Annotated in this window: 17 protein-coding genes and 1 tRNA gene; 10 read left to right on the forward strand and 8 right to left on the reverse strand. The window is 67.2% G+C overall.

Annotation, left to right across the window (positions count from 1 at the left end; translation table 11 throughout):
• The first annotated feature begins 258 nt into the window (after positions 1-258).
• Genes N911_RS18915 through N911_RS0113275 form a run of 4 tightly spaced genes read left to right on the forward strand, consistent with a single transcriptional unit; the run spans position 259 to position 4,852 of the window.
• A complete protein-coding gene (locus tag N911_RS18915; protein WP_029897956.1) occupies positions 259-903 on the forward strand; it encodes an ATP-binding cassette domain-containing protein in 645 nt (214 codons plus the stop codon).
• Positions 879-1,403, forward strand: a complete 525-nt coding sequence (locus N911_RS17690; RefSeq protein WP_051694414.1) for a bacteriohemerythrin — start codon at positions 879-881, stop codon at positions 1,401-1,403. Before N911_RS18915 ends, N911_RS17690 begins: the two co-directional genes overlap by 25 nt.
• Positions 1,400-3,526, forward strand: coding sequence for a peptidase domain-containing ABC transporter (locus N911_RS0113270; protein WP_029897958.1), 2,127 nt, complete (start codon positions 1,400-1,402; stop codon positions 3,524-3,526). The genes N911_RS17690 and N911_RS0113270 overlap by 4 nt, the downstream gene beginning before the upstream one ends.
• Positions 3,527-3,529: 3 nt before the next feature.
• Positions 3,530-4,852 carry an HlyD family type I secretion periplasmic adaptor subunit gene (locus N911_RS0113275; RefSeq protein ID WP_029897960.1) on the forward strand — a complete coding sequence of 441 codons (1,323 nt, stop codon included), beginning with the start codon at positions 3,530-3,532 and terminating at the stop codon, positions 4,850-4,852.
• A 66-nt stretch (positions 4,853-4,918) separates the two neighbouring features.
• On the opposite strand, the gene N911_RS0113280 is transcribed toward N911_RS0113275, so the two are convergent.
• On the reverse strand, positions 4,919-5,629 hold the full coding sequence (locus N911_RS0113280) for an HD-GYP domain-containing protein (protein ID WP_051694416.1): 711 nt from the start codon (positions 5,627-5,629) through the stop codon (positions 4,919-4,921).
• A gap of 568 nt (positions 5,630-6,197) precedes the next feature.
• On the opposite strand from N911_RS0113280, the gene N911_RS0113285 reads away from it, so the two are divergent.
• On the forward strand, positions 6,198-7,430 hold the full coding sequence (locus N911_RS0113285) for a DUF2325 domain-containing protein (protein ID WP_029897964.1): 1,233 nt from the start codon (positions 6,198-6,200) through the stop codon (positions 7,428-7,430).
• 11 nt (positions 7,431-7,441) lie between these two features.
• Here N911_RS0113285 and N911_RS0113290 read toward each other — a convergent pair whose 3' ends face one another.
• The 3 genes from N911_RS0113290 to N911_RS0113300 are packed head-to-tail and all read right to left on the reverse strand — an operon-like array spanning position 7,442 to position 9,850.
• Positions 7,442-8,230, reverse strand: coding sequence for an alpha/beta fold hydrolase (locus tag N911_RS0113290; protein ID WP_029897966.1), 789 nt, complete (start codon positions 8,228-8,230; stop codon positions 7,442-7,444).
• Positions 8,231-8,241: 11 nt separating this feature from the next.
• On the reverse strand, positions 8,242-9,276 hold the full coding sequence (gene gap / locus N911_RS0113295) for a type I glyceraldehyde-3-phosphate dehydrogenase (RefSeq protein ID WP_029897968.1): 1,035 nt from the start codon (positions 9,274-9,276) through the stop codon (positions 8,242-8,244).
• A 13-nt stretch (positions 9,277-9,289) separates the two neighbouring features.
• Complete coding sequence (locus N911_RS0113300; RefSeq protein WP_029897970.1) at positions 9,290-9,850, reverse strand: GAF domain-containing protein; 561 nt, start codon at positions 9,848-9,850, stop codon at positions 9,290-9,292.
• Between the two features lie 423 nt (positions 9,851-10,273).
• Here N911_RS0113300 and N911_RS18520 point away from each other — a divergent pair, with 423 nt between their 5' ends.
• On the forward strand, positions 10,274-10,417 hold the full coding sequence (locus N911_RS18520) for a hypothetical protein (protein ID WP_161781636.1): 144 nt from the start codon (positions 10,274-10,276) through the stop codon (positions 10,415-10,417).
• 434 nt (positions 10,418-10,851) lie between these two features.
• Here N911_RS18520 and N911_RS0113305 read toward each other — a convergent pair.
• A tRNA-Pro gene (locus tag N911_RS0113305) sits at positions 10,852-10,928 on the reverse strand.
• A 196-nt stretch (positions 10,929-11,124) separates the two neighbouring features.
• On the opposite strand from N911_RS0113305, the gene N911_RS0113310 reads away from it, so the two are divergent.
• Both N911_RS0113310 and N911_RS0113315 read left to right on the forward strand, forming a co-directional pair.
• A complete protein-coding gene (locus tag N911_RS0113310; protein ID WP_081859255.1) occupies positions 11,125-12,801 on the forward strand; it encodes an SDR family oxidoreductase in 1,677 nt (558 codons plus the stop codon).
• A gap of 104 nt (positions 12,802-12,905) precedes the next feature.
• Positions 12,906-13,532, forward strand: a complete 627-nt coding sequence (locus tag N911_RS0113315) for an HPF/RaiA family ribosome-associated protein (protein WP_081859256.1) — start codon at positions 12,906-12,908, stop codon at positions 13,530-13,532.
• A 65-nt stretch (positions 13,533-13,597) separates the two neighbouring features.
• On the opposite strand, the gene N911_RS0113320 is transcribed toward N911_RS0113315, so the two are convergent.
• The gene (locus tag N911_RS0113320; protein WP_029897976.1) at positions 13,598-13,837 is read right to left on the reverse strand and encodes a hypothetical protein; all 240 of its coding nucleotides are present in this window, start codon (positions 13,835-13,837) and stop codon (positions 13,598-13,600) included.
• A gap of 117 nt (positions 13,838-13,954) precedes the next feature.
• Between N911_RS0113320 and N911_RS0113325 the strand changes: the two genes are divergently transcribed.
• Complete coding sequence (locus tag N911_RS0113325; RefSeq protein WP_029897978.1) at positions 13,955-14,968, forward strand: ADP-ribosylglycohydrolase family protein; 1,014 nt, start codon at positions 13,955-13,957, stop codon at positions 14,966-14,968.
• On the forward strand, positions 14,969-17,080 hold the full coding sequence (locus N911_RS0113330; RefSeq protein WP_029897980.1) for a SpoIIE family protein phosphatase: 2,112 nt from the start codon (positions 14,969-14,971) through the stop codon (positions 17,078-17,080).
• Between the two features lie 16 nt (positions 17,081-17,096).
• Here the strand turns inward: N911_RS0113330 and N911_RS0113335 are convergent, their stop codons facing one another.
• Together N911_RS0113335 and N911_RS0113340 are read right to left on the reverse strand one after the other, a co-directional pair.
• Complete coding sequence (locus N911_RS0113335; protein WP_029897982.1) at positions 17,097-17,555, reverse strand: hypothetical protein; 459 nt, start codon at positions 17,553-17,555, stop codon at positions 17,097-17,099.
• A gap of 20 nt (positions 17,556-17,575) precedes the next feature.
• On the reverse strand, positions 17,576-19,960 hold the full coding sequence (locus N911_RS0113340) for a PAS domain-containing protein (protein WP_051694419.1): 2,385 nt from the start codon (positions 19,958-19,960) through the stop codon (positions 17,576-17,578).
• Positions 19,961-20,059 lie beyond the last annotated feature (99 nt).

Here is a 20,059-nt window from a genome sequence, read left to right on the forward strand (position 1 = left end):
TTCGTCATGCGGGGCAGCCTGACCGTGGGCAGCCTGGGCGCCTGCCTCATCCTCTCCACCCGCGCTTTCGCCCCTTTCCAGGGGCTGGGCACACAGTGGATTCAGGCCGTGGACCGCGATCTGGACCGGGACAAGCTGACCGAACTGGCCGCGCTGGAGGACGACCCGGCCGGGGGCGGAGACGTCCTGCCCGCGGACTCCCCCGGCGAGATGCGGGTGGAGGGGCTGGCCTACACCCCGCCCGGCGAGGAGGCCGAGGTGGTCCGCGAGGTGAACCTGCGCGTGGCTCCGGGCGAGTTCGCCTACATCCACCTGGAGGACGGCGGCGCGGCGGCCAGTTTCTTCTCCCTGCTGTGCGGGGTGCTGCCCCCGTCCAAGGGGCGGGTGCTGGTGGACGGGCTGGACCTGGCCGGACTGGATAAGGCCTCCACCCGCAGACAGGTGGCCTACGTGGGGCAGGGCTGCCGTCTTTTGCGGGGCACCGTGCTTGAGAACATCACCCGCTTCGATCCCAAGGCGGTGGACCAGGCCCTGGCCTCGGCCGAGCTTCTGGGATTGCGCGAGGCCCTGGGCGACCTGCCCGAGGGCTACAACACCCGCGTGGGCGACAGGAACGGGGCCTCCATTTCACCAGGGCCGGTGCAGCGCATCTGCCTGGCCAGGGCCCTGTGCCACCGGCCACGCGTGCTTCTTTTGGACCAGGTGGACGTGTCCATGGACGCGGCCTCCAGGTCGGTGCTCTACGACCTGCTGCTCTATCTGCGCGGGCACATGACCGTGCTCATGTGCGGCCGCAACCCTCGCCTGCTGGACGTGGCCGACTCCATTCACGTGCTGCGCCGGGGCGGCCTGCACCAGGCCAATACAGAGGAGATATCGTGGCTGAAAAAGCGCTTCGCATAGTCTCCATCGATACGGGCAGCTTCCGCCGCTGGGCGGTGGAGACGGCCCGCATCCTGGGCGACGTGGAGTTTCTCATGCCAGCCACCGGCGTTGCCGAGCTGGATCGCGACCATCGCGGGTTCGTGCGGGCGGTGCTGGACATGGAGGCGGACTTCGACGGCGGGGAGGGCTCGGGCAAGGAGGCTGTGGACCGCTTCGCCGATGCCCTGGACAAACTGGCGCGGCAGGCCGGGGAGCACTTCACCCGCGAGGAGGCCCTGCTGTCCGCCGCAGGGTCGCCCAAGCTGGCCGCGCACGCGCGCGAGCATCAGGAGTTTATGGACACCCTGCACCGCCAGGCGGAGCTTTTCCGCAACGGCCGCCTCAACGTGGCCAGGCGGCTGCGCGGCCGCTTGCTGTCATGGTGGGTGGATCACGCCGCCCGCGTCGCGGCTGAGGATTTCTCCGCCGCCGGGAGCGAGGCGCGCCCTGCCGTGGGGGCTCAAGGAGCGCGGCCATGACCGTGCCCGCCGCCTCCCCGCGCGAGCATCCGCCCGCGCTGCCGGGCCGCGACACGGACCTGGCCGCCTGCCTGCTGCCGCTGCTGGACGGCCTGGACTGGCATGGCGACTCCTTCAGCCTGCTGGAGGCCATCCCCCACCTGCGCGATGTGGAGTCGGTGCATGAGTTCGTCCTGGCCATGGCCAACCTGGGGTACGCCTGCCGCAGCCGCGCCACCTCCCTGGCGCGGCTGGAGGAGCGGGATCTGCCATGCCTCTTCGTGGACGGTTCGAGCCGCCCCCTGGTGCCCCTGGAGCATGACGAGGGCGGACTGCTCTGTTTCGACGGGCGGACCCGGACTTTCGAGACCGTTTCCCTCAGGGGGCGGCGCGGCAGGGTCTATGTATTCGAGCCCCTGCACGAGGAGGATTCGCCGCAGGCCCCGCAGACCAAATGGCTGCAGCGGGTCATGGGCCGCTTCCGCCGTCCGCTGGGCTTCGTGCTGGTACTGTCGCTTTTGCTCAGCCTGCTCACGCTGCTGACACCCTTCTTCATCATGCTCATCTTCGACCAGGTCCTGGCCACGGACAACCCGCGCACCCTGGCCTACGTGACCATCGGGGTGGGCATATTCATCGCCAGCGGCCTGGGGCTGCGGCTGGTTCGGGCCAGTCTGCTCTCCTTCGTGGGCGGCAGGTTGGGCAACATCATCGGCAACGAGGCGGTGCGCCGCATCTTCCTCCTGCCGCCGTCCATGACCCGCTCAGCCTCCATCAGCTCACAGATCAACCGCATGCGGGAGTTCGAGTCCATCCGCGACTTCGTCACCGGGCCGGGCTTCGCCGCCCTGGTGGAGTTGCCCGGGGTGGTCATCCTGCTGCTGGGGCTGTTCCTCCTCGGCGGTTCCCTGGCCCTTGTGCCGGTGGCGGCCATCGCCGTTTTCGCGGTGCTGGCCGGCTCCCTGCACCCCCTGGTCAACCGGGCCTTGGAGCGGGCCAGCGCGGCCCACTCCAAGCGCAGCGAGCTCTTGCTGGAGATCGTCTCCAAGATGCGGACCATCCGCCAGATGGGCTGCGAGGACGTCTGTCTGGAACGGTTCCGCGCCCGCTCGGCCGAGGCCGCTCTGGCCTCCTACCGCGCCACGCAGTACATGAACCTCGTGACCACCCTGGCCCACGGCGTGATCATGGGCGCGGGCATGGCCACCCTGGCCTTCGGGGTGCTGGGCGTTTTGGCCGGGGACGTGACCACCGGCGCCATGCTGGCGGCCATGATCCTGGTCTGGAGGGTACTGGCTCCCATCCGCTCCATCTTCGGCGTGATGATGCAGGCCAGAAAGGCCACCAACTCCGTGGGGCACGTCAACCGGCTCATGGAAATGGAACTGGAGCAGCGCAGCGGGCCGGACTCCCATCACCACAAGCCGGTGCGGGGCGAAATCGAGTTTTCCCAGGTGTCTGTACGTTCCAGGCAGGGAGAGGCCCCGGAACTGCTGGGCGTGAGCTTTGCCCTGCCGGCCGGGCGCATGCTGGCGGTCATCGGCCACGACGGTTCGGGCAAGAGCGCGCTCATGCAGAGCATTCTGGGCATGATACGGCCTCAGGCCGGCCGCATCAGCCTGGACGGCCTGCCCCTCATGCAGAATTCGCCGCTGCTGCTGCGGCGGTCCATCGGCTACGCCCCGCAGGAGCCGGACGTTTTTTACGGCACCATCGGGCAGAACATGCGCATGGCCTTCCCCGCGGCCACCCCGGAGGAGATCGAGACCGCCCTGCGGCGGGCGGGCGTGCTGGAGGAAGCGCGGGCGCTCCCCGAAGGCATGGACACCCGGCTGGGCGACCACAAAAGCGCCCGCCTGCCCGCCACCACCCTGCACAAGCTGAACTTGGCCCGGGCGTTGCTCAAGCCCGCCACGGTATTCCTCATCGACGAGACCCTCGACCGGCTGGACATGGAGGGCAGGCAGCGGGCCTTCGAGGCGCTGCGGGAGAAGCGGGGGCGGGCCTCCGTGGTCCTGGCCACCAACGACAAGAGCATCGCCAGGCGGGCCGACCTGGTGCTGCGGCTGGAGCGGGGCCGGGTGGCCGCCTTCGGCTCGCCCAATCAGGTCCTTGGCCTCACGTCCGAAAACATCGCGGGATAGATCATGGCACTGAAAAAACGCAACGCCGACCCCCTCTCCTCATCCCCTTCCATCGTGCTGGAGGAAACCGGCGTGCCCAGGCTGGTGCGGCTGGTAATCTTCGTGCTGACCCTGGTGGTCATGGCGTTCATCGGCTGGGCCTCGGAAACCAGGCTGGACGAGGTGGCCCACGCCTATGGCGAGATAACACCCCGTGGCCACGCCAAGCGCGTGGAGGCTGAGAGCGGCGGGCGCGTGGTGGAGCTTCTGGTCAAGAATGGCCAGCGGGTGGAGGAGGGCCAGCCCATGCTGGTGCTGGACCGTTTCCAGGCCCGATCCAAGGTGCGGCAGCTCAAGGACCGCCGGGCCGCCCTGCGGGCCAAGCGGGCCAGGCTGGCAGCGCTGGTGGAAGGGAGCCAGCCGGATTACGCCTCCCTGGACGGGCAGCACCAGGAACTCGTGGCCGAGCAAAACAGTATCCTGGAACAGCAGCGGCGGGCGCTGGAGGTGCGGCTGGACATCATCCGCAACCAGATCAACCAGTACGAGGCGGAGCTCAAGGAGTTGCGCGGACTGGAACAGACGGTCCAGCAGAACTACGACTTGGTGCGCGACGAGTATGAGTCGTACAAGTCCCTGCTGGAGCAGGGCATCGTGGGCAAGAGCGAGTTCGCCAACGTCAAGCGCCTGTTCCTGCAGGCCCAGCAGGACCTCATCCAGATCCCCACCAAGCGGGTGCAACTCCTGGAAAAGCTGACCGAGCTGAAAAACCGGGTGCAGGTTGTCCGCTCCGAGACGCTGGAGGGCTGGATGAACGAGCTGTCGGGGGTCAACCAGAATTTGGTGGAACTGGGGCAGAACCTGGCACGGCTGGAACAGGACCTCTCCCGGCAGCGGCTGCGCGCCCCGGCCTCCGGGCTGGTGCACGCCCTGGCGGTGAACTCCCCGGGCGAGGTGGTGGAGGAGGGCGAGGCCGTTCTGCGCATCGTGCCGGAGCAGCGGAACCTGCTGGCCGAGACCCGCATCTCCCCGCGCGACGTGGGACACATCACCACGGGACAGGCGGTCAAGGTCAAGGTCTCAACCTTCGATTACGCCCGCTTCGGCACGGTGCCAGGCACGGTGGAGTCCATCTCCCCCTCGTCGCTTACCGACTCCGAAGGCAATGTCTACTTCCAGGTCGACGTGCTCCTGGAGAGCGACCACGTGGGCGAAAACCCGGAGGACAACCGGCTGCAGCCGGGCATGTCGGTGCAGGCGGACATCGTCACAGGGGACAAGACTCTCATGGAATACCTGCTCAAGCCCATCTACGCCTCGGCCAGGGGGGCCTTCAACGAGCGCTGAGCCTCCCCCGGCCGGCGCCCCCCGGCGGACAATGGGTGGTTCCGGCGTCCCCTGGCTGGAAACGGATTATCCGGCGAAACGCCGCTCCACGCGCTCGATGAACGCAGACGCTCCTGGCTCCGCGCCGTCCCGCAGAAGCGGTGCGGCCAAGCGGAGAAAGGCCTCGGCCACGTCCGGGGCGAACTGGCTTCCAGCCTCCCTTTCCACTTCGTCCAAAGCGGCCCGCACTCCCATGCCCTTGCGGTAGGGGCGCTGCTGGGTCATGGCCGAGAAGCTGTCCGCCACGGCCAGAACGCGCGCTCCCGCGGGGATGGCCGTACCCGCCAAACCGTGCGGGTAGCCCCGGCCGTCCCAGCGCTCGTGGTGGTGCAGCACCATATCCGCGATGCCGGTGGAGCCGTTCAGCGAAGTGATGGGGGAAACGATCTGGTGGCCGATGACCGGATGGCGGCGGATGGCCGCGAATTCGCCCTCGGTCAGGGGGCCGCGTTTTTGCAGCACGGCGTCGGGCACGCCGATCTTGCCGATGTCGTGCAGGTGCCCCGCGATATGGATGCACCCGGCCTCCAGCGGCGAAAACCCCATGAACCGGGCCACGGCCTGGGCCAGAACGGCCACCTGGGTGGAATGGAAGTGGGTGCAGCGGTCCTTGGCGTCGATGGCGTGGCCCATGGCCTCGGCGAATTCATGGATGGATTCGCATACCGGTGAGCAACCGCTCGGCGAACTGGGCGCCAGCAGGCGGGACAGGAACGGGGAGAGGTCAAATCCGGACATGGCGTGTCTTGGTGGTCCCGGACGGGTGGCGGCGGAGAGGCCGCCGTCCGCCGAAACCAGGGAGAAAAGTGGTGTTGCGGGTGGCGCGTCGCTGGAGGGGAATCGTGCCGGGTGCGGCTCGGCGAGGATTGAAGGCTGCCGGAGTGTGCCTTTGGCCGATGCGGAGCCGGGACGTGAAAGAGTCCGACCTTGGGTGGCGGAGTCGGGCATTCCTTGGGTTGGGGGGCTGGCCTTTCCGGGGGGCTGTCGCGGCGAATGCTGAGAGCCGGAATTCCATCCAGCCGGGTTGAATTGCCCCGGGTATGTCAACGTCCTTAAATGGCATGCGAAATGGTCTAATGAAAATGATTTTCAGTGTCAACAATACGTCCGTTGTTCAGTGAAAAGGCAGTATTTCAGCGTGTTGTCGTGAATTTTGGAGCACGGTGGCGGGAGCGAAGGTGGAAGGAAGAATGAGTTGACATTGATTATCAATATCAAATAGTGTTCGCTTCACGCTTGGAGATACCCGGGCCGAGTGCGACGGCCCGGTCTTGTCCAGGGCGAAACCAGGAATACGGAGTGGACCATGTTGTACGACCCGCAACGCATGCAAACCGCCTCCCGGCGTAAACGAATCTGGGAACTGGACGACCTGCAGTGCCCGGTCATCGGCACCTGCCTCGGCCTGGGCGAACTGCGTAAGCTGGCCCGCAAGGCCGACATCCAGGTTCCTCGCAACGTCTCGGATTTCGAACTGCACGGCATGATGGTGTCCGTCTGCAAGCGGCGCGACCATGCCTCCCGCCTTGTGAGCAAGCACCTGGACCGCAAGTACGCCGCCGCGGTCCGCCGCTACGGCAAGTGCAAGGACACCGGGGCCGTGCGCGAACAGTGGCGCGCGGACAAGGAGGCCGGGGACATTCCCGGTCCCTTCTGGGCCGTGGCCACCCATCCGGCCACCGGCCCGGAGCTGCTTGGCGAGGTGTTCGGCGAGGTGCACATGCTTTCCCACCTGGTTGGCGCGGCAAACCGCGCGGACATCCGCAAGCTGACCGACCTGGAGCGCGAGAACGAGCGGCTGCGGCTGGAGTTGCGCGGGGTCAAGCGGACCATGGCCGACCGCGTGCGGTCCCTGCGCGATGAAAAGAACCGGCTTGCCCGGCGGGTGGGGGAATTGACCCGCGAATTGCGCTGGGAGCGGTGCAAGACCGCCCGGTACGAGACATCGGGCGGTGGCGGGGGAGCGCTGGTGCACGAAATGGAGGCCGAGGCCTTGCGCAGGGAGCTGGATTCCCTGCGGTCCGAATTCGAATCCCTGTCCGGCAGGCTGGACGCGGAAACGCGTCGCACGGAACTGCTGCGGGCGGAAAAGCGCGAACTGGAGAGCGAGAAGCAGGTGCTGGAAGGGGAGGTCGCCAGGCTGCTGGCCCCGGCCGATTGCCCCGCCGGGCGGGACGCGCCGTGCCCGGCGCTGTGCGGGCGGCGCATCCTCTACGTGGGCGGACGCACCGGGTTGCTGCCGCAGTACCGCTCCCTGGTGGAGTCCTACGGGGGCAGCCTCATCCACCACGACGGCGGCCAGGAGGATTCGTCCGGCAAGCTGGAAGGCTGCCTGGCCCGGGCCGATGCCGTGGTCTGCCCTGTGGACTGCGTGAGCCACGAGGCCTGCCAGGCGGTGAAGGCCTTCTGCAAGCGCACCCTCAAGCCGTGCTACATGATGCGCACTTCCGGCGTTTCCTCCCTGGCCAAGACCCTGACCAGCCTGCCGGAGCAAACAGATGGGGAGGGATCCACGTCTGGAGTTGTTCGGGGCGGCTGAGGGGAGGCTGTTCACTCCGCCAGGAAGGCGTCCACCTCGTCGCGGAAGTGGTCGGGGCGTTCCCAGACGCAGAGGTGTCCGCCATCCTCCATCAAGGAAAACCGCGCGTGGGGGAGGGCTTGGGCCAGTTCCCGGCCCAGGCGCGGGCGCAGCAGGATGTCCTCTCCGCCGTGCAGGACCAGGGCGGGGCAGGCGATGCCGCCGAGGCGGTCCAGGGTGTCGTGGTCCAGGCAGGCTTGCGCCTGGTAGGCGAACACCCCGGCGGGCAGTGGATCGCGGAGGAAGGCCTCGCGGGCGTCGTCCAGCGCGTTCAGATTCTTATCGTAGAACGTTGGCCCGAAGGCCAGCCAGTAGATCATGTCCAGGCTGGCCTTGAGCCCGCAGGTGCCGATGAGCCGGGCGCAGCCCTCGATGCCCCGCGCGGCGCGGGCGTCCAGCCGGGCGAAGGTGCCGCACAGCACCAGCCTGTCAACCAAGTCCGGCCGCATGAGGGCCAGCTCCTGGGCCACGGCCCCGCCCATGGACAGACCGGCCACGGCCGCCGACCCGATGCCCAGCCCGTCCAGCAGCCGGGCGATGCGTCCGGCCATGTCGCGGGTGGAGAAGGGCCCGTCCGGCAAGGGCTGCCCCGCCACCCCGGGATGCTCCGGTGCAAGGCAGCGCATGAAGCGGCCGAAATACTCCATGTCCCCCCGCCACTCCGCAGCCGCGCCGCCCCATCCGGAGATGAATACCAGCGGCGGCCCGCTGCCGATCTCCTCGTAAGCGATCCGCTCGCCCTGAACGTCGAGATACTTCACGCGGACCGTCCTTACCCCTTCTCCTTCATCAGCTTGGCCAGGTCGGCCACGCGGCAGGAGTAGCCCCACTCGTTGTCGTACCAGGCCACCAGTTTGGCCAGCTTGCCGCCCTTCACCAGGGTGTGTTCCTCCTCGATGATGGAGGAGCGTGGGTCGCCCTTGAAGTCCATGGAGACGAGCGGCTCGTCACTGTAGCCCAGGATGCCGTGCAGCGGCCCTTCGGACGCCTCGCGCAGCGCCCGGCGCAGCCCTTGGGTGTCGGTCTCGCGGGACAGGGTCAGGGCGCAGTCCACCACGGACACGGTGGGCGTGGGCACGCGCATGGAGTAGCCGTCGATGCGCCCTTCCATCTCCGGAATGACCAGGGCCACGGCCTTGGCCGCGCCGGTAGAGGTGGGGATGATGTTCTGTCCGGCGGCGCGGGCGCGGCGCAGATCCTTGTGGGGCAGGTCCAGGATGCGCTGGTCGTTGGTGTAGGAGTGGATGGTGCACATGAGGCCGTGCTCCACCCCAAAGGCCTGGTGCACCACTTGTATCACCGGGGCCAGGCAGTTGGTGGTGCAGGAGGCGTTGGAAACGATGTGGTGGGAGGCCGGGTCGTAGTCCGCGTCGTTGACGCCGAGCACCACGGTCAGATCCTCCTCCTTGGCCGGGGCGGTGATGATGACCTTGGACGCGCCCGCCTCCAGGTGGGCGGAGGCGGCCGGGCCGGTGCGGAAGATGCCGGTGGCCTCGATGACCACGTCCACGCCCATATCGTCCCAGGGAATCTCCCTGGGGTCGCGGATGGCGTAGCTCTGCACCCGCCAGTCGCCGTAGCGGATGACGCCGGTGGACAGGCTGTCTGTGGTTTCCTCGCTGCCCACTTCCACCCCTGCGGGACCGTAGTTGGTGTCGTGGCGCAGCAGGTGCGCGTTTGTGTTCACGTCGAAGAGGTCGTTGACGGCCACCACTTCCAGTTCATCCGGCCAGCGCTCGTGCATGGCCTTGAGAACTTGGCGGCCGATGCGGCCGAATCCGTTGATGCCGATTTTCCATTTGCTCATGGCGAAGGCTCCGTCAGTCCTCGAAGATTCGGTATTCAAAGGAGGTCAGGGTTTCGTAGTCGCGCTTGAGGGCCTGGTGCAGCCGGGCGTTTTCCAGGGCCACGGTGGAGAGGGCGGCCACGCTTTGGGCGAACTCCACCTCTTCCTCGTCGAACTCGCGGCGGGTGGAGGCGTAGAAGCGCAGCACGCCGATGGCCTCGCTTTCCGCCACCAAGGGGACCACCAGCAGGGAGACGATGCCCTCCTCCTTGGCCTCGCGCTTGTACTGGAACCGTTCGTCCACGGTGACGTCCTCGATGAATACGGTCTTGCCGGAAAGCACCTCGCGATCCACGCCGCTTTTTTCCACCTCCACCGCGCCCTTGCGCATGTAGGTTCCGGAGAGGCCGTGGCTGGTGCCGGGCAGCAGCTGCTTGCCGGTGCGGTCCAATAGCCGGATGGAGCACCCCTTGACGTCCAGGGCCTCGGACGCCTGCCGGGCCACGGTGCGCAGCACCTCGGCGAACTCCAGGCTGGAGTTGATGGCCATGGCCGCGGCGAAGAGCGACCTGTAGTACCGCTTGTATCGTTCCATGCTGTCCTCCCTAGGGCGTTGGCGATTGGCTCCGAATTGGGGATTTGGAACGCATCCTAGCAAGCATGCGACGGGGATGGAACAGGAAAGGGAGTCGAAACAGGGCGGGAAGGGAGGGTGCATCACCCTTTCGCGGCGTGATTCACGAGCAACCACGCCGCCCAGGGGATCGGAATGATAAAATCGCGGAGAGGAAAAGAAACCCCGCCGCCGAAGCGAGAACACCAAAACCATCCCCGCGCGGGCGGGGAACACAACCGTTTTTCGTGACTGCCTTATGTGATCGCTTGTAATGCTCACTTACCCCGTAGCTGGGGTTGCCCTACGCAAAAACAAATAATATACTTAACTATAAAAAATTTTTCATCTCACGCTTGGCTGACGGAGCAGGGCGACCGTTTGAAAGCGAGCAGGGAGGACGACATGGCAGGATTCATGAATCCACTCGGTGGTGGAGCAGGAGGAAGCACCGAATACAACGCTACGCAGGATTTTTTCGCCGGGCGACGGGAAGCGAAACTCAGGAATACGATCGAGGAGCTTAAATCTGAACTGGCAGTGGAGTAGCTTACTTCTCAAGCGAGAGGGCAGATCATTAGAGATCTAATTGACGAAGGCAAGATTTCGAGAGAAGAAGCAAATCTCCTTCAGAATAAATACTTCGACAGGTTCAAAAAAGAGATGCAGAAGTGACTGTTTTGATTCTTCGTCAGAAGCGCACTTTTACAAATCCCTTGGCCTTTTTCCCCAGTAGCTCCACCACCGCTATCCCCTCCCTGCGCAAAGGCGCTCTGCACTCCCTGCGCTCCGAGGGACTCGGTTTTGTGTCCGACCTTTTCGTACATGCCGCTGATCTGCCGCTCCTCGTCCTTTATCGGCCAAGATATTCTGTAGCGGGTATTGCCAACCGCACTATGGTCACTCTGTTGGAGCGGTTTACGGGGTGCAAAAGAATACGGCCGGCCAGCTTTTCGCTGACCGGCCGTTTCGGGAAATTTTCCTGGTCGGGATGGAGTGATTTGAACACTCGACCCCCTGAACCCCATTCAGGTGCGCTCCCAAACTGCGCTACATCCCGACGCAGGGAGGGATTACCTATGCTTTTCGGTATGTGATGTCAACACCGTTTTTCGGTCCCGCATCCATGCCTGGGAGGGGAGGGGGCGGGAAAGGGCGTGGGGAATGCTGCGCGAAGCGGCGTTCCGCCTCGGCCAATGCGGGAAGCGGTGTTACCCGGGGTGGCGGGCGGCAGCGGCGGAAACCCTGGAATGTGAATGAAAATCCCCCAAAGACGACCCGGGGCGTGGTACGCTGCTTCCCGGCCGGGAGATGGAACCGGCCGGAATGCGCGAACACCAAACCAGGAGGAACAGCCCGTGCAGGACAAGGCTCCCGTGCTTCTCACCGGCGGAACCGGCTACGTGGGCGGCCGTTTGGCCCCCATGCTGCTGGAGCGAGGCCATCGCGTGCGGGCGGTGGGCCGCTCGGCGGACAAGCTGCGCTGCCGTGCCTTCGCCTCCCACCCCGGCTGCGAGGTCGCGGAGGCGGACCTCCACGATCCCGAGTCGATCAAGCGGGCGTTGGAAGGCTGCTCCACGGCCTATTACCTGGTGCATTCCATGCATTCCAGACATCACGACTTCGCCTACGCCGACCGGCAGGCCGCCTACAACTTCGTGGAGGCCGCCAACCACACCGGCCTGAAGCGCATCATCTATCTCGGTGGACTGGGGGATGACGACGAGAATCTCTCCGAGCACCTGCGCTCCCGCGCTGAGACCGGGCGTATCCTGCAGCTGGCCAACGCCGATGTCACCATTCTGCGCGCGGCCATGGTCATGGGCTCGGGCAGCGCCTCCTTCGAGATGCTGCGCTACCTCACCGAGAACCTGCCCGCGATGCTGGCCCCGCGCTGGGTGCGCACCAAGAATCAGCCCATCGCCGTGTCCAACGTTCTGGAATATCTCGCTGGCTGCCTGGAGCATCCCGAGACGGCCGGGCGCACGTTCGACATCGGCGGCCCGGAGGTGACCACCTATGCGGACCTGGTGCAGACCTACGCCAAGGAGGCCGGGCTGCGCCGCCGCCTGATCATTCCCGTGCCGTTGCTTTCTCCCTGGCTGTCCTCCTACTGGCTGGGGCTGGTCACGCCGGTGCCCATGGCGCTGGCGCGGCCCCTGGTGGAGGGGCTGCGCAACGAGGTGATCTGCCGCGAGAACGCCATCCGTGAGATCATCCCCCAACGGCTGCTCACGCCCGCGGAGACCTTCTACCGAGCCCTGGAGAAGGTCAGCCAGGAGGCGGTGGACACCTGCTGGTCCGACGCGGGGCGGACCCTGCCCGCAGAGTGGACCCGTTGCGGCGACCCTTCCTACGCCGGGGGGCGCGAGTTGCAGTGCGGCTACCGCTGCCTGCTGTCCGGCCGTCCGGAGGACATCTGGCCCACGGTGGCGGCCATCGGCGGGGAGACCGGCTGGTATGGCGCGGACAGGCTGTGGCGGATGCGCGGCGTCATGGACGACCTCGCGGGCGGGCCGGGGCTTCGGCGCGGACGCCGCCATCCGCGTGAAATCCTCGAGGGCGACGCCCTGGACTTCTTCCGGGTCATCAAGGCGGAGGAAAACGAGCGATTGCTGCTGCTCTCGGAGATGAAGACCCCGGGCGAGGCGCTTCTGGAAATCCACCTGGAGCGGTTCGGCACGGAGAAGACCGAGCTGACCCTGCTGGCCCGTTTCCTGCCGCGCGGGGTGCCCGGGCTTCTCTACTGGTACTCCGTCTACCCCCTGCATCACCTGGTGTTTTCCAAAATGCTGCGCGGCATGGCCGCCGCTTGCGGCGCGGAGGTGCTGGAAGGGCCGTCGCGCTACACACCGGTGTGGCGCAACTCCTGCGCCATGTTCCTGCCCGGCAAGGGCGGCTCCGGCGACGAGGCGGGCAAAGGGGCGGACTAGGCGTCGCGTTTTCCCTGGGCATCCATACCTTCGCGGGGGGCTTGCCATGGCCCCCGCTCTGGGGCATGGTGGAAGCTAGGAAAAAAGCCAAAGGAGAGCGATGCATGCAGATTCCATTGGAAATCACCTTCCGTAACATGGAGACCGACTGGACCACCGAGAACCTCATCAGGGAAAAAGTGGCCAAGTTGGAGAAGGTGGCTCCCCACATGATCGGCTGCCGGGTGGCCGTGGAGAAGGATAACGCCTCCCACGACAGGGGCAGCCCCTACCGGGTGCGGCTGGACATCACCGTGCCTCCTCGCAAGGAGGTGGCCGTCACGCGCGAGACCACCCAGGGACATCTGCACGAAGACCTGACCCAGGTGGTGCGGGACGCCTTCGAGGCCGCCCGCAAGCAGCTTAAGAAGATAACCGAGAAGCAGCAGAAGAAGGTCAAGAGCCATCCCCAGCAGGAGGTCAACGGAATCGTGGTCCGCCTCTTCCCCGAAGAGGACTACGGCTTCATCAAGACCCCGCAGGGGCAGGAGGTCTACTTCCACCGCAACGCCGTGGCCGAGGACGAATACGACCGCATCGTGGAGGGCACGGGGGTCAACTTCACGGCCACCATGGGCACCCAGGGACTGCAGGCCACAACCGTCTCCATCGAGGAGAAGCTGGGCGGCGGCGGTCCGGAAGGCGAGCCCCCGGACGAGGCCACCCCCACCGAGGGATGGCAGCGGACCTGACGAAATGACCGGCCCATCGCATGCACAGGGGCGGCGCGCCTTCGGGCGCGCCGCCCTTTTTCCGTCTAGCCGCCCGGGCGCCGGGCTTTCTTCTCGGCCACCCGCTGGCGGATGTCCTCCTCCACGTCTATGTACTCCCTGCCCCGCGAGAGGGCCCGTTCGGCCGTGTCCCCGGCCAGGGGGACGTTCTTTTCCTCGCCCTCGGGGCCGCGCAGGGTCATGGCGTACTCGGAGCAGAGCCTCCCCTGTCCGGGCCGCAGTTCGATGGTCCAGCCCCTGTACTCCTCGGTGCGCGTCTCGCTCATGATTTCCTCCCTCGGATTATAATGCACCAAGCGGCCTCGGGTGGGAACCGCCTTGAAGCGAGGGGACGGCTGTGCCATTCTATTCCAATGGGAAAAAGCAACCTTGCGGAGGCGGACATGCAAGCCACCGATCACGCCGACAGGGCGGCGGGCGCCGTCATGGGCGCGCTCATCGGCGACGCCCTGGCCGTTGGGCCGCACTGGTACTACGACCTGGACCAGCTGCGGCGGGATTATGGCCCCTGGATCGACGACTACCAGCCGCCCAGGCCGGGCCGCTATCACGAGGGGCTCTCCGCCGGGGACCACTCCCAGACCGGGCAGGTGGCGGCCATGCTGCTGGAGTCCGTGGCTAAGCTGGGAGGGTACGACCGGGACGATTTCACTCGCCGTCTGGACGACTTGCTGGACACCCTGGACGGCACCCCCGAGGGCGGCCGCTACACGGACGAGGCCATGCGCGAGGTCTGGACCGCCCGCAAGGAGCGGGGGGAGCCGTGGTCAAACGCGGGCAGCCTGTCTGACACGGCCGAGGCGGCCATCCGGGCCCCGGTGCTGGCCGCCCGCTACGCGGACGACCTTTCCGCCCTGCGCGAGGCCCTCATCGACAACGTCCGCCTGACCCATGCCGGGGCGGAGACCGCCGGGCAGTCGATGGCCTTCGGCCTGGTCACGGCCGGGCTCATCCGGGGCATGGATCCGGAGGAAGTGTCCGGCTGGCTGCGGGAGGAACTCGCGGACTACGGCCTGCCCGGCCCGTGCGGCGATCCCAGGCGCGGGCAGCTCATCGACGCCGTGCTCCTGCCCGCCTGGACCTGTCGGTCGGCGCGCGGCCCGGCGGGCTGCATCGAGCCCGCCATCGAGGCCTGCCGCCTCTTTGGCCTGGCTTGTTCCATGCGCTACAGCTACCCGGCAGCCCTCTACCTGGCGGCGCGGTTCGAGGGGGATTTCGAGAAGGCGGTGCTCACGGCGGTTAACGGCGGGGGGAACAACATGTCCCGGGCCGCCCTCACCGGCGCGCTGTGCGGGGCCATGACCGGCTTGTCGAACATACCGGAGCGGTTCATCGTCGGCTTGGAGGACGGCGAGCGTCTGCGGGGGCTGGCCCTGGACGTGTCCGGGAGGGAATGAATGTCAATCCGCTGGAAGCTTTTGGCCCTGCTCCTGGCCGTTTCCCTGGTTCCGGTGCTGCTTTTGCGCGTCAACGGCCAGCGCACCATGCGCAAACTGGGCGATGAATTGTCCACACGCGTCTCCGCCGTGCTGGTGGAGCGCGCCCGCTCGGAGCTGAAGCGACTGGTGGAGGACCACGCCCGGGTTCTGGACCGCGAGCGGCAGCTTTTGCGCCTTTCCCTGCTGGCCCAGGCGGGCCGCATGGAATGGGTCCTGTCGGGCGGCGACCCTGTTGACGCGCCGCGATGGGGCATGGGCATGGGGCACATGCGCGGCCAGGGCATGGGCATGATGCGTGAACACATGCGCGACGGCGGCCGGGAATCCGGCGAATGGCGTGACGGCGGCGAGGACGAGTGGATGATGGGCCACATGCGCCTGCCGCCCGGGGCCAGCCAGGAGGAGAGGGAGAGCGCCAGCCGGGCTTTGTCCGAGGTGCAGCCGGAGTTGGCGGCCCTGCGCGAACGGCTGCCCGATCTGGTGGCCTGGCAGTGGACCGTGCTTGGCAGCGGGGCCATGGCCGTCCATCCCGCCCCGGAAAAGGCTCCCTCCGGCTTCCTCCCCCGCCAAAGCCCCTGGTACCGCCGGGCGCTGGAGTCCGAAGGACCGGTCTGGTCCGGCCCGCTGATGGACCCGATCACCGGCAAGGGGCTGGTTTTCGTCATTTCCTCCAGGCTGTCGGAGGGGGACGAGAACGGGGTAACGGCCCTCTCCGTCCCGGCCGAGGCTCTGTTCCACCTGCAGGTGCATCTGGGCGAGATGTCGGAGGACCTGCGCCCTTACCTGGTTGAGCCGGGAGAGGCAGAAGGGGAGGTGCGGGTCATCGCCACGCCGGACGGCGGCGGGGATGGCAGGGACTGGCGGGGGCGCTGGCGTCCGGCCGAGGGCACGCGGAACCTGCGGGCCGGGGAGCGGGGCGCGCTGGAGGCCATGCGGGCGGACCTGCTGGCTGGTCGCTCCGGCGTGGGCCAGGCGGACGTGCCGCGCGGCGCGGTTATCTGGGCCTACGCCCCGGCTGGCGGCACGTCCCTGCTGCTGGAGGTTCCCCGGGAGGACGTCACCCGGGCGGCCGAGTCCCTCTCAGCCACGGTCACCGCCCTGGTGGGCGAGCAGATCCGCTCCACCGGCGTCATTGTGGCCGGTGTGCTGGCGCTCATCATTCTGCTCTCGGTCTTTCTCTCCAGGCGCATGACAGCGGACGTCTCCAGGCTGGACCGTGCGGCCCGCAGGTTGGCCGAAGGCGACTTCGAGGCCCGTTCCGGGGTTTCCGGCGGGGACGAGGTCGGCCGGCTGGGCGAGACCTTCGACCGCATGGTGCCCGCCCTGGAGGAGCGGGTGCGCATCAAGGAGTCCCTGGACGTGGCCCGGGAGGTGCAGGCCAACCTGTTGCCCCACGCCCCGCCCGAGGCCCCGGGCTGGCAGCTGGCCGGTCGCTCCCTGTACTGCGAGGAGACCGGCGGCGACTTTTACGACTACCTGGGGTTCCCGGGCGGACGACGGCTGGCCGTGGTTGGGGACGTGTCCGGCCATGGCCTGTCCGCGGCCCTGCTCATGGCCACCTCCCGCGCCTTCCTGCGCGGCCGCGCCCACACTCCGGACCCCCTGGACACGGTCACGGCCGAGGTCAACCGGCTGCTGGTGGAGGACGCCTTCGAGACGGGGCAGTTCGTGACCATGCTGGCCGTGGAGCTTGGCGGGGAAGGGGAGTTGTACGTGGTGCGGGCCGGGCACGAACCGTGCTGGCTGCTGGACCCGGAGTCGGGCGAGGCGGCCGAGGCGGGGGAGGCGGGGCCCGCCCTGGGCATCATGGAGGACGCCTCCTTCACCCTGGCGCGGGCGCGGCTACAGCCCGGCATGACCGCCGTGGCGGCCACGGACGGAGCCTGGGAGTGCCGTTCTCCGGACGGGGAAATGTACGGCAAGGAGCGGTTCCTGGCCTGCCTGCGGCGCAGCGCCGGCCTCTCCCCGGAGGAACTGGTGGAAGCGGTCATGGCCGAGCTGGAGTCGTTCAGGGGCGGCAAGCCCCCGGAGGACGACATTACCCTGCTGGCGGTGCGGCGGACCGGCTAAGGGAGCGTCCGGCCCGCTAGGGCATGGCGGCGCGGATAAGTCCGGCCATGGGGTCCACGCCGAGTTGCAGGCCGGAGCACCCCTCGCGTTCGCCAATCTCGATGGTTTCCGCGGCCCGCCAGCGCTCGGCCGGGTCGTCCATGGACTCGCCCAGCCCCACGGGCATGCCCCGCACCGGGGTGTCGAAGCGGACCCGGCAGGACTCGCCCAGACGCAGGGTCCAGCGCCTGGGCGTGGCCCCGCCGTCCGGAGCGTACTCCGGCGCGGCCAGGGGCACGGGGATGACGGCCTCCTCGCCGGGCCGCACCTCCCGGCTCTCCTCGTTCGCCAGGCCGGGGCCTTCAAGGGTGGCGGTCATGCCGGAGCCGGATGACACGTTCACCTGCCAGAAGGCGGAGACCGTGTCGGCCGCATGAGCCGGTGCGGAAAGAAGCAGACAGGCCAGCAAGGCTGGGAAAACGATGACGCGCGGCATGGCACCTCCCTCCCGCGGTGTCAGGATAGTCCGAGCACCGAGCGGATGGCCCGGGCCAGGTCGGCGAAGTCCACGGGTTTGGCCACGTAGTCGTCCAGCCCGTGGGAGAGGATGCGCTCGCGGTCGCCGTCCATGGCGTAGGCTGTCAGGGCGATGATGGGCGTGCCGGAGAGGCCCCCGGGCATCTCCCGGATGGCCTTGGCCGCTTCCCGGCCGTTCATGCGCGGCATCTGCACGTCCATGAGCACCACGTCCACGCCGCCCCGGCTTACCGCCTCCACCGCCTCCAAACCGTCCAGGGCTTCCACCACCACGTGTCCCGCGTCCTCCAGGAAGGAGCGCAGGAACATGCGGTTGACGGTGTTGTCCTCGGCCACCAGCACGGTCAGCGGGGGCAGTTGGGCTAGGGCGTCGGCCGGGTGGCCCTCGCCCTTCGCGAAAGTGGATTCCTCGGATTTCTCGACCGGGGGCAGGGGGAGCAGCACGTGGAAGACCGTTCCCTCCCCCTCGGCGGTCTCGAACCAGATGGCGCCGTCCATGAGGGAGGTCAGCTTCTTGCAGATGGCCAGTCCGAGCCCGGTGCCCTGGGTGGACTTGCTGAGGACGTTCTCCACCTGGAAGAACTCCTCGAAGATGCGCGACACCTTGTCCTCGGGAATGCCGCTGCCGGAGTCGGAAACGGTGAAAAGCAGCTCTCCCTCGCCCTCCTCGGCGGGATTGCGCTCCACGCTCAAGCGGATTTCCCCTTCGCGGGTGAACTTGCAGGCGTTGGACAGCAGGTTGCGCAGGATCTGGCCCAGCCGTTGGGGATCGGCCTCCACATCATCGGGCACGTCCTCGTCCACTTCCAGGAAGATGGCGTTGTCCTGCTCCTCGGCCCGCAGCACGAATTCGTCGCGTATCTGTTCCAGAAGCGGCCGCAGCTCCATGGGCCGGGGCTCTATCTCCATGCGCCCGGCCTCGATCTTTGAGATGTCCAGCACCTCTGAGATGAGTTCCAGCAGCACCCGCGCGGAGGAGAGGATGTGGGCGGCGTAGTCCAGGTTCTCCTCTTTTTGCAGCCGCTTGAGCAGCAGCTCGGCCATGCCCATGATGCCGGTCACGGGTGTGCGGAGCTCGTGGCTCATGTTGGCCAAAAAGTCGCTCTTGGCCTTGTTGGCCGCTTCGGCCTCCTCCTTGGCGCGCAGCAGTTCGGAGCGCATCCTGGTCTGCTCGGTGATGTCCCGGGAAACGGCCAGGACGGATCCGGGCCGGCCGTCGGCGTTCAGTTCGGGCAGCAGGGAGGTGAAGAAGATGCGTTCGCCGTCCTCGGTGGGATAGCGGAAGTGGTGCTCCTCGGCGTTACCGGAGATGAACACCCGCCGCACGGCGGCGGCGAAGCGGCGGTCCGTCTCCCGTCCGCTCTCCTCGAAGCGGGCCAGGGGCATGCCGATGTATTCCTGGTGCGGCATCCCGGTGATGTCGGTAATGCGGGGGTTGGCGTATTTAAACAGGCCGTCGCGGCCGATGCGCACGATGAGTTCGGGCAGGTGCTCCACCAGGGTTCGGAAGCGCCGTTCCCGCTGGGCCAGCTGCCGCTGCTCCAGCCTGCGCTCGGTGACATCGAGGTTGACCCCGGACCACTTGACGACGGTTCCCGAGTCATCGCGGATTGGCGCGCCAAGGGAGAGGATGTGCCGCGTCATCCCGTCGCGGTCCTCGATGTCAAGTTCACGGCAAAGGTGGTCATGCCGTGAGGAGGTGCAGTCGCTCCATTCCTCGTCGCTCTCCGTGTCCTGGACGTGATCGCTCCAGCCGAATTCGTGGCAGGAGTCCAGCTCGCGGCCCAGCATGTCCAGAAAGGACTGGGAAAGGAACTCAACCCCGCCCTGTGGGTTGCAGATCCAGAAGCCGTAGGGGATGAGGTCGCCCACCTGCACCAGGATGCTCTCGTGCTCCCGGCTGCGGGCCTCCAGCCTCCGCCATTCGGTGATGTCCTCCACCATGACGATGAGGCCCGTTACCTCGCCGGAGGAATCCGTCATGGGCGTGACTTTGCGGCGGAAGAAGCCCTGCTGGCGGTTGAAGCGGTAGGGCACCTCGATGGTCGCGGCCTCGCCGCGCAGCCCGGCCTCCAGACCTGGCCTGGCCGCCTCGAAGTTCTCTTCCCCAAGAATCTCCCTGGCGTGGCGGCCGATAATTTCGCTGGCGGGACGGCCAAAGAAGCGTTCGTAGTGCCTGTTGGCGAAAAGGAAGCGGAGGCCGGTATCCAGGTGGGCGATGAAAACGGGCAGAGCCTCGGCGATGGCCAGCATTTCTGAAGCCTTGCCGTTGCGGCTGCCGCGCAGCTCCTCGTTTTCCCGCTTTAACCGGTCGTTTTCCCGGCGCAGGCGTTCGAGCTCGGTGGTGGGGTGTTGTACTGCCATGTGTCTCGTAAGCCGTGTATTCGTGCAGGCATAGCAGGAGGGTGGCGGAAAGGAAACAGGGAGATGGAGCGGCCGATTCCTCACCGCTTTATCCCCTCC

The sequence above is a fragment of the Desulfohalovibrio reitneri genome, from assembly GCF_000711295.1.
Lineage (GTDB): Bacteria > Desulfobacterota > Desulfovibrionia > Desulfovibrionales > Desulfovibrionaceae > Desulfohalovibrio > Desulfohalovibrio reitneri.

What these genes read in the sequence shown, in the direction of transcription:
- N911_RS0113280 (WP_051694416.1), bottom strand. Translation starts at nt 5,629, where the DNA reads ATGTCCGGATTTGACCTCTCCCCGTTCCTGTCCCGCCTGCTGGCGCCC.
- N911_RS0113315 (WP_081859256.1), top strand. Translation starts at nt 12,906, where the DNA reads ATGCAGATTCCATTGGAAATCACCTTCCGTAACATGGAGACCGACTGG.
- N911_RS18520 (WP_161781636.1), top strand. Translation starts at nt 10,274, where the DNA reads ATGGCAGGATTCATGAATCCACTCGGTGGTGGAGCAGGAGGAAGCACC.
- N911_RS0113320 (WP_029897976.1), bottom strand. Translation starts at nt 13,837, where the DNA reads ATGAGCGAGACGCGCACCGAGGAGTACAGGGGCTGGACCATCGAACTG.
- N911_RS0113285 (WP_029897964.1), top strand. Translation starts at nt 6,198, where the DNA reads ATGTTGTACGACCCGCAACGCATGCAAACCGCCTCCCGGCGTAAACGA.
- N911_RS0113340 (WP_051694419.1), bottom strand. Translation starts at nt 19,960, where the DNA reads ATGGCAGTACAACACCCCACCACCGAGCTCGAACGCCTGCGCCGGGAA.
- N911_RS0113310 (WP_081859255.1), top strand. Translation starts at nt 11,125, where the DNA reads ATGAAAATCCCCCAAAGACGACCCGGGGCGTGGTACGCTGCTTCCCGG.
- N911_RS0113330 (WP_029897980.1), top strand. Translation starts at nt 14,969, where the DNA reads ATGTCAATCCGCTGGAAGCTTTTGGCCCTGCTCCTGGCCGTTTCCCTG.
- gap (WP_029897968.1), bottom strand. Translation starts at nt 9,276, where the DNA reads ATGAGCAAATGGAAAATCGGCATCAACGGATTCGGCCGCATCGGCCGC.
- N911_RS0113335 (WP_029897982.1), bottom strand. Translation starts at nt 17,555, where the DNA reads ATGCCGCGCGTCATCGTTTTCCCAGCCTTGCTGGCCTGTCTGCTTCTT.
- N911_RS0113270 (WP_029897958.1), top strand. Translation starts at nt 1,400, where the DNA reads ATGACCGTGCCCGCCGCCTCCCCGCGCGAGCATCCGCCCGCGCTGCCG.
- N911_RS0113275 (WP_029897960.1), top strand. Translation starts at nt 3,530, where the DNA reads ATGGCACTGAAAAAACGCAACGCCGACCCCCTCTCCTCATCCCCTTCC.
- N911_RS0113300 (WP_029897970.1), bottom strand. Translation starts at nt 9,850, where the DNA reads ATGGAACGATACAAGCGGTACTACAGGTCGCTCTTCGCCGCGGCCATG.
- N911_RS0113325 (WP_029897978.1), top strand. Translation starts at nt 13,955, where the DNA reads ATGCAAGCCACCGATCACGCCGACAGGGCGGCGGGCGCCGTCATGGGC.